Source organism: Chitinophaga sedimenti, from assembly GCF_023156195.1.
Classification (GTDB): domain Bacteria; phylum Bacteroidota; class Bacteroidia; order Chitinophagales; family Chitinophagaceae; genus Chitinophaga; species Chitinophaga sedimenti.
On sequence record NZ_JAKUKA010000001.1, the window covers coordinates 2014956 to 2029946 of the forward strand.

The following is a 14991-nucleotide window of genomic DNA, read 5'->3' on the forward strand; positions in this document are numbered from 1 at the left end:
ATTGCAAAACATTCACGCCGCAATATCAGCGGGTATGCAGGTGAAGCTGAATGTCGTGGTGATGAAATCCGTCAACGACCACGAGTTGCCCGACTTTGTAGCGATGACGGCCGATGCGGATATCGAAGTACGGTTCATCGAATTCATGCCATTTACAGATAACCGGTGGTCGGCCGACAAAGTACTCCCTAAACAAGCGATCCTCGACCACATCGCGCAATATTACAATTTCAGTCCGCTGGAAGCCGCCCCCATTCAACAAGTCAGCCTTACCAGGTAGCAGGCCACCAGGGACGCTTCGCGATCATCAGTACGATGAGCGCCCCTTTCTGCGGCGACTGTAATCGCATGCGGCTCACCGCGGACGGTAAAATGAAAAACTGTCTCTTTTCGAAAGATGAAACGGATCTCTTAGCCGCATTACGTGCCGGCGAAGCGCTGGAACCGCTGATCCGCCGCAACATTCTCGGCAAGGCCGAAAAACTTGGCGGGCAGTTTGGCGACCAACCATTCGAAGCGCTGCACAGCGAAGCACTCATTAACAGAAGCATGATCAGTATTGGTGGATAAATTATGATAACAGTCAATGCCGCCAAAGCGATTTTGGCAGAACAGGATTTCCCACGTACGACCGTTCGGTTACCGTTACCGCTGGCTGTTGGCCGCGTATTAGCCGAAAACGTTTACGCCAGCTGCGACATCCCGGCCTTTAACCAGTCGTCGATGGACGGGTACGCGTTTAAATTCGCGGACTGGCAGGGCCAGGCGCTGCAACTTAATGGCGTATTGCCCGCTGGTCATGCTGAGCCAGCAAGCATCGGCGCAGGGCAGGCAGCGCGTATCTTCACCGGCGCGCCCTTACCGGAAGGCGCGGACACCGTGGTGATGCAGGAACAAACGAACGTTAGCGGCCAGCAATTACAGATACTGCAAAACGGTCTGAAAGCCGGCGACAATACACGCCCGCCCGGCAGCGAAATCCGAAAAGGTGAGCTGGCGATGGGGAAAGACCTGCCATTAACGCCTGCCGCTGCGGGGTTCCTGGCGGGGACAGGCTGCGCGGAAGTAAGCGTGTACAAGTCACCGTCTGTGGCGATCATTATCACCGGCGATGAATTGCAGCAGCCCGGGGTGCCGCTGCTGCCCGGACAAGTATACGAGGCTTCGTCGACTACGCTGCGCATGGCACTCGCGGAGATGGGCATTACCGACATCGCGCTTCACTTTACAAAAGATGACCCGGAAGCAACGCAGCATACATTGCACAACGCTTTAACAATGGCAGATGTTGTATTACTGACCGGTGGGGTGAGTGTGGGGGATTATGACTTTGTGGTGCAGGCGGCCGCGCGTTGCGGTGTACAACAACTGTTTCACCGCGTGCAGCAGCGCCCCGGCAAACCCTTATATGCTGGGCGGAAAGGCAACCAGCCGGTTTTTGGACTACCGGGCAATCCCTCTTCGGTGCTCACCTGCTTTTACCAGTATGTATGGCCTGTATTAAGGCGGCTTACCGGGCATAGTGACGAGCTGCGCACAACGCAGGCCGCTTTACGATCGTCTCACCAAAAGAACCATCCGCTTACCCATTTCTTAAAAGCATATTATAAAGATGGGAAAGTACAAATACTCAATGCCCAGGAATCTTACCGGATGCGGAGTTTCGCCGTAGCGAACTGCTTCGTGGCATTGGATGAAACGGCGAAGACCTACGAGGAAAATGACATTGTTAATATCTACCTGTTGCCAACTTATGAATGAACTGCTGATCCTTTGCCCTTTGTTGTTTGCAGTGGCTTTCCTTTATTCTTCTGTAGGACATGGGGGAGCAAGCGGCTACCTGGCGCTGATGGCGCTTTTCAGCGTAGCGCCGGAAGTGATGAAACCCACGGCATTATTACTGAACCTGTTCGTATCGCTCACCTCCTTTACCTTTTATTACCGGGAACAATACTTCAACAAGCGGCTGTTTATCCCGCTATCAATAGCCTCTGTCCCGATGGCCTTTGTGGGGGGCATGATGGCGATCCATTCGGAAGTATACCGGAAAATGCTGGGCGTATTTTTGCTCGTTCCTATCGCGCGTTTCCTGTTTTTCCGCGATATTGAGGTGGACCGGATGGCCAGGCCGCAAACAATATGGTTGCTGCTGATTGGCGGCGCTATCGGGCTATTATCGGGCATGCTGGGCATTGGCGGCGGCGTTATCCTCTCGCCGGTATTGCTGCTATTACGCTGGACGGATCAGAAACAGGCAGCGGCGATCAGTGCGCTGTTCATCTTCGTAAACTCATTATCCGGCCTGATTGGGCAGGTTACCAGGGGCATACACTTTAGTCCCGATATGGCGATATACGTAGTGGTGGCCTTCTTCGGCGGACTGCTCGGCTCCTATGCAGGTGCGATCCGTTTCCGGCAAACGACGATTAAAATACTGCTCGCCGGCGTGTTGGCAGTGGCGGCATTTAAACTGTTCCTCCCGAACTTAAACTAAAATAACCCTTATGGCTGTGTAGAACAACGTCTACAATGATACGGCATAATTATCGCGGGATATCTATTAAAAAATTAATGGCAGATTTTAATACGACACAATTAACAGCAATTGGCGAGCGGCTACAGCAGACGGAAGCGACCATCGCCGTAGCGGAAAGCGTGACGTCCGGCCTTATGCAGTATGCGTTTTCAAACATTCCAAAGGCGCTAAACTTCTACCATGGCGGCATTACCGCTTACAACCTGGCGCAGAAATTCAAACACACGGACGTAGAACCTGTACACGCTTCGGCGGTAGATTGCGTGTCGGCCAAGGTGGCGGCACAGATGGCACTCAACGTTTGCAAACACTTTTCCAGTCACTGGGGGATTGGTATTACCGGCTATAGCACGCCCACGCCTGCTTCAGGAGGTCGCATATTCGCTTACTACGCTATAGCATACGAGGGGGCCATTCGTGCTGAAAGCCTTATTGAGCCTACATTGACGGAAGCTACCGAAGTGCAGCAGGAGTACGTGAACACGGTAGTTGACAAACTATACCAACTACTCCATCCGCATGCTTAAATAACCCATCAACAGGAAGCCCGGGCGATCATTCGTCCGGGCTTTTTTGCATCCTAAATAGCTACCAGCAAGACTTCCAGGCAAAACAACCGCGCTTGTATGAAAGTACCTTATATACTTCTATTAATTTTTTTATGGTTTTTGATTTTTGTTATTAATATTTTAATAACTTTGCAGCATGGTAAACTTCGAGTGGTACAGAACATTTAAAGCAATCTATCAACAGGGTAATCTCACCAGGGCGGCGCAGGAGTTGATGATCTCACAACCGAATGTGAGCGTTCACCTGGCAGCACTGGAGAACTACACTGGCGGGCTTTTGTTTGAAAGATTACCAAGAAAGATGGTACCCACCGAATTGGGGAAACAATTGTACGCGCAGATCATTGGATCGGTAGAAAGTCTGGAGAAAACGGAATATGCGTTTACGAAGAATTTATTACAGAAAAAGACCGTTATAAGAATCGGTGTTCCGAAGGAATTTTTCCATGCCGTACTGGCCCCGAAACTGGCTAAAGCCACCTCAAAAATTGACGTGCAATTCGGCTCTAACAAAGAATTGATGCAGGAAATGGAAAAAGGAAACCTCGACTTCGTTATTGCCACCCAAAGGACGAACGAAGACAAACAGACGATTTATGAAAGTATACTGGAGGAGAATTTCGTGATCGTAGGCAGCGCGAATATCAAGACGGCAACCTTTAAAAGGTATTTAAAGGCCGGAGACCTGGAGCGCGCCGAGAAGTGGCTACTGGAGCAGGACTGGTATGCATATAGCAACAACCTGACATTCATCAGGAAGTTCTGGCTTACTAACTTCCGTAAAAGGCCGCTGGTAAATCCGAAGTATGTAATACCCGACCTGAACACCATCACACACGCGATCAGCAACGGAAACGGCATCAGCATTATTTCCGACTGTCTTTTAAAAGACTATATCGCGAACAAAACGGTCAAAGTGGTGTGGGAAGGAGATGAACCGGCAACGAACACACTCTACCTGGCGTACAACAAGAGCCAGACGGTCGCCAGGAAAATAGACGAAATAAAAGGACTGCTGAAGAATATTGCGTAATGCAACAATAAACGAAAGATGGAGTCTACGAATCACCAGATAAGCAACAGTAACCGACACCGATACAACGAAGTAGAAACAAAAGAGCCGGAAATGAGAAAAGGCTTCAGGAAAACCCCAAAGCCTTTTAGTTTCTGTGATCCCGCTGGGACTCGAACCCAGGGCCCATACATTAAAAGTGTATTGCTCTACCAACTGAGCTACGGAATCCTACACTTTCGCACCGCTTTTTCTCAATTGCGGAGTGCAAAAGTAGGAATTAATTTATTCCGTCCAATTTTTTTTTTGAAAAAATCAAGCTCGTTTAATCCACATTCGTTCTATCTGAATAAATAAACTAACGCTCAAATGCACGCTGTCCAAAGATTTGCACGTTCTTTGCACTCGAATCCCGAAATAATTTTTAAAGCAGAAAAAAGGAAAGCAACGCTCGAAAATGTCTGTAATAACACTCACATCTGATATCGGTTTACAGGATTACCTGGTAGCTGCCACAAAAGGCCAGCTGCTACAAACCTGTCCGGATGCGCGTGTGATGGATATTTCGCACCGTATCTCACCCTTTAACTTACCACAGGCAGTCTATATTTTTAAGAGTGCTTTTGAATATTATCCCGCAGGAACATTTCACATTGTGTTGATTAACCTGTTCGATAAGAAGCACGACCACATGCTGATTGCCAGGTACAAAGATCAATATATCTGTACGGCCGACAATGGTTTTATTACCATGATCGCAGGCAACCAGGCACAGGAGATTATCCGCATGCCGCTAGACCCCGCATTATCTAAAACCACGCTGAACGTCACTGCAGCATTTGCGGAAACCATCAGCAAAATGTGTAATGGCGCGCACTTGAGCGAGTTAGGCGAAAAGGCGGATGACATCATCGTAAAAAATAATCTGCAGCCGTTAACCGGCGATGATTATATCGAAGGACAAATTATTCATATCGACAATTTCGAAAACGTGATCGTCAATATTACCCGCGAACAATTTGAAGCACAGCGTAAAAACCGTCGCTTCGGCATCATGTTCCGCCGTAACGAAACGATCAACGCTATCAGCGAAACATACAGCGATGTACCGGAAGGCCAGAAGGTGGCAATGTTCAACTCGGCCGGATATCTCGAAATAGCTATCAACAAAGGCAACGCGGCCGGCTTATTTGGTCTGCAGGGCTTCAGTCGCGAGCAGCTGGTACAAAATGCTACCGCTTATCAGCAACTGGCGTACTACCAGACGGTGAGGATCGCGTTCGAGGAATAGACCATGCGCAGATACGCCGACACCAAAACTTATCTTCATGATCCTCCGTATTGTAAAAATGACCTTTCAGCCGGATAAAACTGCACAGTTTACCCGGCTGTTCAATTTGTAGCAATCGCAGATCCGGAACTTTCCGGGCTGCTCGCACTGGAACTCTGGAACCAGACCGACCTCCCCCACGTATATTTCACCTACAGTCATTGGGAAAGCCCCGAAGCCCTTGAGGCCTATCGCAAATCTGCACTTTTCCGGGAAACGTGGGCTGCCACCAAAATTTTATTTGCCGCCCCGCCGGAAGCCTGGTCGGTCCGCAAAGCCACCGCAGCAGAAGGCTAGGGAGCAGCTTGTTTACAAAAAAATATATTTATAAAAAGTTAAAACTGTAGTTAAGAGTTTCTTAATTGCTTAGTTTTTCTATTTTTGTCCGAATCTTAAATTAACCTTATGAATTTTAACAAGACCAATAACATAGTAGGTTGGGTCGTTTGTATCATTGCCTGCTCGGTCTATCTTATGACAATGGAAGCCACCGGCAGCTTGTGGGACTGCGGTGAGTTTATCTCTGCTGCCTACAAAGTTCAAGTTCCCCACCCTCCCGGCGCACCTTTATTTGTGTTGATTGGCCGCTTGTTCACTATTCCCTTCAAACCTTCTGAGGCCGCCCTGGGTGTAAACATTATGTCTGCCCTGTCCAGCGGCTTTACAATATTGTTCCTGTTCTGGACCATCACCCACTTTGCCCGCCGCCTCATGATCAAACCGGGAGAAACCATCTCCGGCGAGAAAATGGCCATAGTAATGGGCGCCGGTGTGGTAGGCGCGCTGGCTTACACGTTCTCTGATTCCTTCTGGTTTTCCGCCGTGGAAGGTGAGGTGTACGCCATGTCATCGCTCTTTACCGCCGTGGTTTTCTGGGCTATCCTGAAATGGGAGCACGAAGCCGATCAGAAATACGCCGACCGCTGGATCGTATTCATCGCTTACCTGATGGGCCTTTCCATCGGTGTACACTTATTAAACCTCCTCACCATTCCCGCGATGGTGATGGTATATTACTTTAAACGCGGTAAGGTAACCGGCTGGGGCACCTTCTGGGCCTTCGTGATCGGTTGTGTTATCACCGGCGCCGTGCAAAAGTTCGTGATCCAGGATACCATTAAAGTATCCGGCCTGATGGACGTATTCTTCGTGAATACGCTCGGCCTGCCGTTCTTCTCCGGTTTCACCTTCTACTTCGTGGCTATTGCCGCCATCATGATCTACGGCTACAAAAACCCGAAATTCGGCCTGTACGCCCCGCTGATCCTCGTGGCTTCCGTAGTGCTCATCCCTGCTTTCGCGGCGGGCGACAAAGGTATCATCCGCATTTTCCGCGTGCTCATAGCCGGTATCGTGATCATGATCCCTTACCTGTTGCGCGTATTCGACGTTAAAATAAATGCAGAAGGCCTGAAACACGCGGTAAGACTGACAACCTCGTCTATCATCTTCCTGCTGCTGGGTTATTCCACTTATGTTACCACCATGATCCGCTCTACGGCTAACCCGTCGGTAGACATGTATAACGTAGACAACCCGATTTCCCTCGTAGGTTACCTGGGTCGCGAGCAATATGGCGACTTCCCGCTGGTATACGGCCGGTATTCACCGCCACACCGACCGACTGGGTGGAAAAAGGCAACGTTTACGCCCGCGGCAACAACGGTAAATATGAAATTGCCGGTAAGAAAATGGAGCCCGTATACGCTTCCAGCGACAAAATGCTGTTCCCCCGCGTTTGGGACGCCAGCAATGACCAGGGTCACGCGGACTACTACCGCGCCTTCACGGGCCTGAAAGAGGGCGAAAAGCCTTCTTTCGTGGATAATATCGACTTCTTCCTCCGTTACCAGGTCAACTTTATGTACCTGCGTTACTTCGCCCGGAACTTCGTGGGTAAACAGAATGACACCCGGGGCTTCGGCAACGTTCGCGACGGTAACTGGATCAGCGGCATTGCGCCGATCGATAACTTCCTGTATGGCGACCAAAGCACCATGCCGGACAGCCTGAAAAATAACAAAGCACGTAATACCTTCTACTTCCTGCCGCTGATTCTTGGTCTGGTCGGCTTCTTCTACCATTACGCCCGCCACCGCAGGGATACCCCTGGTGGTGTCGCTCCTGTTCTTCTTTACGGGGCTGGCGATCGTAGTATACCTGAACCAGGCGGGCAACCAGCCGCGTGAACGTGACTACGCCTTCGTGGGCTCCTTCTACGCCTTTGCGATATGGATAGGCCTCGGGGTAATGGGCCTGTACGACTGGCTGATACGCAAAGCGAAGGCAGCCAAGCTGGCCGCTCCCGTTGCGATCATCGTGAGCCTGCTGGCGGCGCCGGTACTGATGGGTGCCCAGGGATGGGACGACCACGACCGCTCGCAGAAACTGCTGGCGCGCGACGTTGCGAAAGATTACCTCGAGTCCTGCGATAAAAACGCTATCCTCTTCACCGTGGGTGATAACGATACCTACCCGCTGTGGTACGCCCGGAAGTGGAAGGCATCCGGCCGGATATCCGCGTAATCAACCTCAGCCTGCTGGGTGTTGACTGGTATATCGAGCAGCAACGTAAAGCCGTAAACGAAAGCCCGGCCATCCCGATGAGCTGGACACCTGACAAATATCGTGGTGAAAACCGCAACTACATTCGTTTCTATGATGCAGGCATCTTCCCGCAGGATAAATTCTACAACCTGAAGGAAGTAATGAACTTCATGGGCTCCGACGACGACCGCTTCCGTGCAGGTACGCAGAATGGCGACAGGGTGAACTTCCTCCCTACCGACAAACTGTTTATCCCGGTTGATAAAGAAACCGTGCTGAAAAATGGTACCGTAGCGCCGGAAGACAGTGCGAAGATCGAAACTCAGCTGGGCTTTGTACTGAGCAAAAAGATCCTGTACAAAAACGACCTGGCCGTATATGACATCATCGCCACTAACGACTGGAAACGTCCGATCTACTTTACCTCTCCGACCGACCTCGGCCTGGGCGAATACCTCCGCGTAGACGGTCTGACTTACCGCCTGGTGCCGATCCGCAAACCTGCGAGCCAGGAATACCTGCCAGGCTTAACCGACCACGTAAACGTGCCGGTAGCTTACGACAACCTGATGAACAAGTTCGTATTTGGTAACGCCGATAAACCTGGCGTATACTTCGACGAACCGAACCGCCGTATGCTGCAGGGCATCCGCAACGCCTACACGAAAGTGGGTGTGGCGCTGGCTAAGGAAAGCGAAAAAGAAAAAGCGCTGAAGGTACTGAACCGCGCAGATTCTATGCTCGCTAACCCGAACTTCCCGTACGCGATGACTTCCCCGGGCAACGTACACAACATGTACTCCATGGAAGTAGCTTATGCTTACTACCTGGCAGGCGACCTGAAGAAAGGTAACGCTGTTAGTGCGGAAATAGAGAAAGACCTGAAACAGCAGATCGCCTACTACAGGGACTTGCCAGCTAACCGCATGACGAACGACCTGCAGGACGATGCCAATCGCGCACAGCAGTTCCTGGGCTACCTCGATGAGCTGAAAAGACAGTTCAACGGTCCGGCGCAGCAACCGCTCGAAGGCCAGGGTCAGTTTAACACTGGCGCAGGCGCACCGGCCGCTGATACAGGAAAAAAGTAATCGTTAATTTAAGATAAAGGAGAAGCGAAGGTCGAAAGGCCTTCGCTTTTTTTTGTATCTTCATCAGCATAAACAAAACCCTTTACCAAATGAAACTGTATGTTAACCTGCGGGCGCTGAAGCGCGCTGCATTCGTTACTTTATGCTGCTCCCCTTTTATCACGAAAGCCCAAAACACCTTTCCCACCACGACCGGGGAAATGCGGGAGTTGGCACGACAGCACCGATCACCGAATTCCGGTATCGGGTAACAGTAAACCGTTTTTAATGATTGCGCCGTTCAGCTATACCAGCTCCCCCACCGTACTCACTTCGCTTGGCGGCATCATCTTTAACCAGGAGAACATGGACAAATCTGCTGCTATACAGGGTGCGGTACCGGCAGGCTGGCATGTGCCCGGTATCCTGTTCAGTACTAAAACGTCCTGGGATATGCCCGGACCCGGTATGAAGGACTGGTACGACCGGATGTTCATCCATCCCGGTGGCGACGTGGGCATTGGCACCATAACACCCGGCGAAACTTTCAACTCAAACCAGGCGGGCTTTCCCAGTTATACGGCGGCAGACAGGGTATTGTCCGTAGCTTCTCCGAACTTACCGGTACTGGAGTTAAATCGCAGCAACACGACCGCTAACGGGGCAAAAATAGGCGCCATTTACTTTACCAACACCGCCAACCAGGGCGACGCACACCTGCAGGTGGCGGGCGTTTGGGCCGAGAATGTGAGCAACCCTGCCTATACCGGCGGCTCGGGAAGCAAACTGGTATTTATGACCAAGCAGTTAGGTGTTGGCACACAACATAAAATGACCTTCGATGAAACGGGCAACCTGAGCATTGGCACGTCTAACAGCAAAGGTTATAAACTGGCGGTAGATGGCACTGTGGGCGCACGTAAAGTAAAAGTATCGCAGGAAAGCTGGGCAGATTTCGTATTTGAACCGGGCTACCGCCTGCCTTCGTTGCCGGAGCTGGAACGCTATCTGCGTGAACACAAACACCTGCCAGACATTCCCTCCGCACAGGAAGTCAGCGAAAACGGCATCGATATTGGCGAGATGAACAAAGTACTCTTGCAAAAAGTGGAGGAACAGGCGTTATATATCATCGACCTGAATAAAAAACTGGAAGCCCTGACCGAACAAGTAAAGCAATTGCAGACAAGTCGTTAAAAGAAAGCGCCCCGGCGAAACCGGGGCGCTTTCCATGTATAAGAAGATAAAACTAGAGGGCTTTCACCATTTCCCGCCAGTTTTTCACGCTTTCCCGTACTTCGGGTACGCTATTTTCCCAGTGGTACTCATATTCGGCGGAGAATACACCTTTGAAACCTTGCTTTTTCAGCTCTTCCAGTACACCGCGTACATTGCTTACGCCGGTACCCCAGATAACGTCGTGCGCTTTAGGCGCCTTTTCGTTCAGGTCTTTGAAGTGCAGGCTGTGGATGTGACCGTTCAGTTTCTGGATACACTCAACAGGATCGAGGCCCGAGCGAACCCAGTGACCAATATCAGCGCAGGCGCCCATCAGCGGGCTGCGGCCTTTAATAGCAGCGAGCACGGTATCAGGATGCCAATACTGGCTTGGTTTCGGGTGGTCATGGATCGCGATTTTGATCTGGTATTTGTCGCAGAGGCCGGAAACAACGTCCAGATGCTCCTTGCGCGGCTCAGCGGTAATGATGCCAATGCCCATGCCTTTAGCAAATTTGAAGGTCTGCTCCCACTCTTCTGCGTTGCGGGGGCCAACCACACCAAACGCCACCGCCTGTATTTTATGCTTTTTCAGGAGGGCGAGCACTTGTTTCTGCGTCGCTTCGTCCATATTAACATTCACTTTGCCTTCGATACCACCGCCGATGTTCTGGCCAGGGTACATTTCCACGTAGCTCAATCCACAGGAATCCAGCTTGTTAAGTGCTTCCGCCAGGGTAAAGCGGTTGAAGGTGTAAGATTGTGCGCCGAGTTTCCAACCCAGCTTTTTGGATGCCTTATCCTGGGCCTGTAACGTGGATGGACTGGCCCACAGTGCGCCGGCCAGCGCCAGGGCCAATGTCAATTTTTTCATACCGATCATGATGTTTAGAACTACAAAATAGCAGCTTTGAAGGATTAATGCAACAAAAAAGCCCGCGCCGTGATGAACGGCAACGGGCTATAGGGGAACAAAGGTTGGTTTTTACAATCCTGTTTTACCATTAACCATGTCTACCATCGCCTTAATTTCAGGGACGGCCTCGTGTTCCGACACAAACCCGGTATTCTTGAAACGAATTATCCCGTTTTTATCGATAACGAATTTTGTAGGCAGTAATTCGACGTTAAAGGCTTCGGTAACTTCGTTTTTACCACTGGTTTCATTTGTGAGATCCATGTAAAGATCGAAACGGTAGTGTTTATTGCTGAGCAGGCGTTTGGCTTCATCGGTGGCGGTTTTACTGCGCTCGGAGGTGTGGATGAACATGAATACCACATTTGTATCCTTCGCGTAATAATCTACCGCGCGCTGCATGCCCGGAAACGATCCCACGCAGGGGATGCACCAGGTAGCCCAGAAGTCGAGGATCACGGTTTTGCCCCTAAGACTGGCCAGAGACACGGATTTCCCGTTTACGTTGGTCAGGTGAAAATCGGGCGCCGGCTGGTCCACTTTCATTTTGGACATCTTTTCTACTATGCGCTTTTGTTTTACAGCCACAGCGGAATCCAGTACCTGCTGAAAGCGGGCGTCATTGCCATACAGCTTTTTAACGCCGGCGAGGAAGTCTTTGCTCCGTTCTCCCGGCAGGAGCAGCAATTTGTTCGTTTCGGTCATCGCCTGTTCTTTATCGCCGGTAGCCATCAACGCGAGCGCATACATTTCACGTTGTTCCGTTTTCCTGGCGCCTGCAAGTTTTGCGGCCGCTTCTTTATAAGCGCCTTTTTTATAAAGGATCACGCCATATTGCGTAACGAAGTAAGGCGTATAATCCGTCGCGAACTGACCGCTTCCGTTACTGGCGGCCACTTTACCTTCTGCATAAGGTTTGACGAGTTTTTCAGCTTCGGCCAGCTTGTTCTGTTCCGTCAGCGCTGCCGCGATCTGTAGCAAGGCGTCGTCTTTCCAACGGCCTGCCGCCATTTTATCGCGCCAGCTATTGGCTTTGGCAAAATTACCCGCATGCGCGAACGTCTCCACCAGATGGGCCTGCGAATAAGTCAATAATTCAGCGGTATTAGGTGCGTGTTCACGCGTAGCCACACGTTCCATGGTGATGACAAGTGCCTCCATGCGCGCAGGTTCTGTTTCAGCTTTCACCGCGTTAAACAGGCCGGAGAAACTGGTATCCTGCTGCGCGAAGGTGCTGCCGGAGACGAGCAGGCCTGTTAACATTAATAGACATTTATTGCTTTTCATGTTGATATTTATATTTTGATGAGTTCCGCTAATTTATTGTGAAGCTGCTCGCCACGCAGGTTCCTGGCGAGGATGGTGCCATCCGGGCCGATCAGCAGGCAGCTGGGGATCGCGTGGATGCCGTAATAATCCAGCAATTCACTCTTCCGGTTATCCCGGTCGCGCAACTGCGTCAGGGCAGGCCGTCTTCTTTAACGGCCAGTTTCCATTTCTCCGCATCATCATCGATTGTGATGCTGAGCACAGTGAAGTTGTGATCCTTATATTTATTGTAGGCTTCCAATACGTTCGGGTTCTCCATCCGGCACGGCTTACACCAGCTGGCCCAGAAGTCGATCAGCACATACTTTCCACGATAGGATTCAATGGAAACCGGGACGCCATTCAAATCATTACGTGTAAAGGCGATAATTTTTTTCCCCGTTGGCCGAGCGTTTTGAGATAGCTATATTTTCGCTGAATTCTTTTCCCATTGCTGATGCTTTTATTCTTGGCGTGAGCATAGCATATAAATCCATTTGTTGCTGATGATCTTCCTGCATTTCCGTTAGCAGGAAAAGGCTGTAGTAACTGTCCGGATGCTTACGGATAAAGTCAACAGTGATCTTATGCCTCATCGCGGACGCTTCGCTCATAGCCATCTTCTGCACGGCTTTCGTATCATGCGTGGTATCTTCCGCCATTTCCGCATACCATTTCCTCATTCGCAACATCGAGGTGTCCCACTGGCGATCGAACTTCTCCCGGTCGTCCTGTGTGGGGGTACCCGCCAGCGAAAAGCTCTTCATATCCGATGCGTCGCCGGTGATCCTGAGTTCCCCGGGTTCCACCCAGGTGCCAAACCCGTAGCGGCCTATCATAATCGAGCGGCGGCCGGGTTCCTTATTTACTTTGATAACAGCAGCAAACTTCCCGTTTATTACCGGGATCGTGTCTGTGGTTGAATTCGTAGCCTTGTTACCCATTACGTACACCGGGCCGGTGAGTCCCTTCACTTCACCCGATATTTTTAATGTCTGGGCATGCAAACTGCCCGCGAGCAACATTGCACCCGCTATAAAAAATGGTTTCATGCTTTTAGTTATTTTGTCCGATAAACGAGTTGTACAATCTCACCGAAACCGGTGAACTTTTTCACATAGGTATTATTGACGAAATTGCCTGTATTGTCCAGGTCAAAGTAATATACTTCGCCCGCTGCGCCGTTATTAGTACCCACCACCAGGCGTTTGCTGCTGGATCGCAGCATTTCAAGGTCTTTCACCTCGTAGCCTGCCGGCAGTGTGTATATCAGTCTTGAGCTGTTAGCCAGCATATCGTACAGATAAATTTTATTGGCCGCCGCATAGTACATATGCTTCAACATACTCGACGTTGCGAACGCCGTAGCGGCAGCGATATCCGGGCTGCTCCCAATTTGCTGGTTCATGGCAGGCACACCCGCTGCCAGCGAGTATAAAAACCGGTTAACACCATCGGTCATCACCAAATAAAACTCGGCGGAACTGGAATTAAATGGCCCCAGGTCTGCCGCTATCATCGTTTTACCGGTATTTGACATGTCGAATGTAGCGCCCGTGGCGGTACCAGCAACCAGCAGTTCTCTTTCCAGGTAAGCGATCTGCATAAACCTTTTATATTTATTGTCATAAAAGTAGGTTGTATAATACGCGCTCGAGATTGGGTAAGGGAATAGTGTGTAGTCGCCGCTGAGCCTCGGTGAATAAGGACTTGTTACATCCATTGCGTAGAAGAGGGGGCCAAAACCAGCATACAACCCGTCGCTGTCCACGATGTACTGGTCGGCGAGCAGTTTGGTCAACCCATACCCTACTTTGGAATTAAACGACTTACCTTTCGGGAACATCGATGTGGTTGTACCGTTCTCAAACATATCGTTCGCCGTAAAACGATACGCGCCCTGGTCGGTAAAGAAGTAAATCAACGAAATGTCCCGTGCCAGGCCCGCTCCGACGCCAAGCACCCTGCCCGGATAATCTTTTTTATTGGCCGTGCCAATGGCATTCAGCATCAGCGTATCATCCGCACGGATAAACGACAGGCGAGCGTTTCCGTCTTTATTATTGGCCACTATCCAGCCCTCATAAAACGCGCCGTTCACGGTAAGTCCGTATTGTATTTGTGATACCACGCCTGTACTACCGTCTGTTACATCCAGTTGTACATAGTAAGTGCCTGGCGATAAGTTCACGACCGTTTTTAAATCTTTTTCGGTAGATAACTCAACGGCCTTTCCGGCGAGATAAGTACGCGGATATACGGTCCATTTGTAGTTCAACGTCGCGCCGGGCTTCGTCTGACGGATCTCCGTCACGATTCGCAAGGTATCGAACTGTGTAAGTGTAAATGAAGAATCTTTTGTTACTACCGATATTTTATTGATGTCGGTATGTTTGAAATCCTGCTCTTTCTGGCAAGCGAACAGCATTACCAGGGCGGATGCGAGGGCGATATATAATCTATTGCGCATAGTCAGCTTCATTTA

At 50.4% G+C, this 14991-nt stretch carries 16 protein-coding genes, 1 tRNA gene and 2 pseudogenes; 12 read left to right on the forward strand and 7 right to left on the reverse strand.

The features are described from left to right. Nucleotides 1-34: 34 nt before the first annotated feature. From MKQ70_RS11505 to MKQ70_RS11530, 6 genes are all read left to right on the forward strand, one after another. Nucleotides 35-280 carry a GTP 3',8-cyclase MoaA family protein gene (locus MKQ70_RS11505; protein WP_248070860.1) on the forward strand — a complete coding sequence of 82 codons (246 nt, stop codon included), beginning with the start codon at nucleotides 35-37 and terminating at the stop codon, nucleotides 278-280. Continuing rightward, the gene (locus tag MKQ70_RS11510; RefSeq protein ID WP_248081288.1) at nucleotides 220-570 is read left to right on the forward strand and encodes a GTP 3',8-cyclase MoaA family protein; all 351 of its coding nucleotides are present in this window, start codon (nucleotides 220-222) and stop codon (nucleotides 568-570) included. Before MKQ70_RS11505 ends, MKQ70_RS11510 begins: the two co-directional genes overlap by 61 nt. A gap of 3 nt (nucleotides 571-573) precedes the next feature. Beyond that, nucleotides 574-1761 (forward strand): molybdopterin molybdotransferase MoeA, encoded by a 1188-nt coding sequence (locus tag MKQ70_RS11515; protein WP_248070862.1) that lies wholly within the window; start codon nucleotides 574-576, stop codon nucleotides 1759-1761. Further along, a complete protein-coding gene (locus MKQ70_RS11520) occupies nucleotides 1754-2494 on the forward strand; it encodes a sulfite exporter TauE/SafE family protein (RefSeq protein WP_248070864.1) in 741 nt (246 codons plus the stop codon). The genes MKQ70_RS11515 and MKQ70_RS11520 overlap by 8 nt, the downstream gene beginning before the upstream one ends. Nucleotides 2495-2571: 77 nt before the next feature. Continuing rightward, entirely contained in the window at nucleotides 2572-3063 is a 492-nt protein-coding gene (locus MKQ70_RS11525; protein WP_248070866.1) for a CinA family protein, read from the forward strand. Nucleotides 3064-3241: 178 nt separating this feature from the next. Further along, a complete protein-coding gene (locus MKQ70_RS11530) occupies nucleotides 3242-4138 on the forward strand; it encodes a LysR family transcriptional regulator (RefSeq protein WP_248070868.1) in 897 nt (298 codons plus the stop codon). A 137-nt stretch (nucleotides 4139-4275) separates the two neighbouring features. Here MKQ70_RS11530 and MKQ70_RS11535 read toward each other — a convergent pair. Then, a tRNA-Lys gene (locus MKQ70_RS11535) sits at nucleotides 4276-4348 on the reverse strand. A 226-nt stretch (nucleotides 4349-4574) separates the two neighbouring features. Here MKQ70_RS11535 and MKQ70_RS11540 point away from each other — a divergent pair. The 6 genes and pseudogenes from MKQ70_RS11540 (at nucleotide 4575) to MKQ70_RS11565 (ending at nucleotide 10261) form a co-directional block, all read left to right on the forward strand. Then, on the forward strand, nucleotides 4575-5408 hold the full coding sequence (locus MKQ70_RS11540; protein WP_248070869.1) for an SAM hydrolase/SAM-dependent halogenase family protein: 834 nt from the start codon (nucleotides 4575-4577) through the stop codon (nucleotides 5406-5408). A gap of 138 nt (nucleotides 5409-5546) precedes the next feature. Then, entirely contained in the window at nucleotides 5547-5744 is a 198-nt protein-coding gene (locus tag MKQ70_RS42150; protein ID WP_372490103.1) for a putative quinol monooxygenase, read from the forward strand. Nucleotides 5745-5927: 183 nt separating this feature from the next. Beyond that, nucleotides 5928-6419 (forward strand): annotated as a pseudogene (locus tag MKQ70_RS43745) (glycosyltransferase family 117 protein); the annotation flags it as partial. Between the two features lie 656 nt (nucleotides 6420-7075). Continuing rightward, nucleotides 7076-7636 carry a hypothetical protein gene (locus MKQ70_RS11550; RefSeq protein ID WP_504908359.1) on the forward strand — a complete coding sequence of 187 codons (561 nt, stop codon included), beginning with the start codon at nucleotides 7076-7078 and terminating at the stop codon, nucleotides 7634-7636. Between the two features lie 157 nt (nucleotides 7637-7793). Further along, a pseudogene (locus MKQ70_RS11560) lies at nucleotides 7794-9085 on the forward strand (hypothetical protein). Between the two features lie 267 nt (nucleotides 9086-9352). Then, complete coding sequence (locus MKQ70_RS11565) at nucleotides 9353-10261, forward strand: hypothetical protein (RefSeq protein ID WP_248070879.1); 909 nt, start codon at nucleotides 9353-9355, stop codon at nucleotides 10259-10261. 52 nt (nucleotides 10262-10313) lie between these two features. Here MKQ70_RS11565 and MKQ70_RS11570 read toward each other — a convergent pair whose 3' ends face one another. From MKQ70_RS11570 to MKQ70_RS11595, 6 genes are all read right to left on the reverse strand, one after another. Then, entirely contained in the window at nucleotides 10314-11156 is an 843-nt protein-coding gene (locus MKQ70_RS11570) for a sugar phosphate isomerase/epimerase family protein (RefSeq protein ID WP_248070881.1), read from the reverse strand. Between the two features lie 111 nt (nucleotides 11157-11267). Next, on the reverse strand, nucleotides 11268-12461 hold the full coding sequence (locus MKQ70_RS11575) for a TlpA disulfide reductase family protein (RefSeq protein WP_248070883.1): 1194 nt from the start codon (nucleotides 12459-12461) through the stop codon (nucleotides 11268-11270). Between the two features lie 32 nt (nucleotides 12462-12493). Continuing rightward, entirely contained in the window at nucleotides 12494-12652 is a 159-nt protein-coding gene (locus tag MKQ70_RS11580; protein WP_248070885.1) for a TlpA family protein disulfide reductase, read from the reverse strand. Nucleotides 12653-12657: 5 nt separating this feature from the next. Continuing rightward, nucleotides 12658-12873 (reverse strand): TlpA family protein disulfide reductase, encoded by a 216-nt coding sequence (locus MKQ70_RS11585; protein ID WP_248070887.1) that lies wholly within the window; start codon nucleotides 12871-12873, stop codon nucleotides 12658-12660. Nucleotides 12874-12877: 4 nt separating this feature from the next. Next, complete coding sequence (locus tag MKQ70_RS11590; RefSeq protein WP_248070889.1) at nucleotides 12878-13558, reverse strand: DUF4369 domain-containing protein; 681 nt, start codon at nucleotides 13556-13558, stop codon at nucleotides 12878-12880. An 8-nt stretch (nucleotides 13559-13566) separates the two neighbouring features. Continuing rightward, nucleotides 13567-14976: a PKD-like family lipoprotein gene (locus tag MKQ70_RS11595; protein ID WP_248070891.1), complete on the reverse strand. Its 1410-nt coding sequence runs from the start codon at nucleotides 14974-14976 to the stop codon at nucleotides 13567-13569. Between the last annotated feature and the right edge of the window lie 15 nt (nucleotides 14977-14991).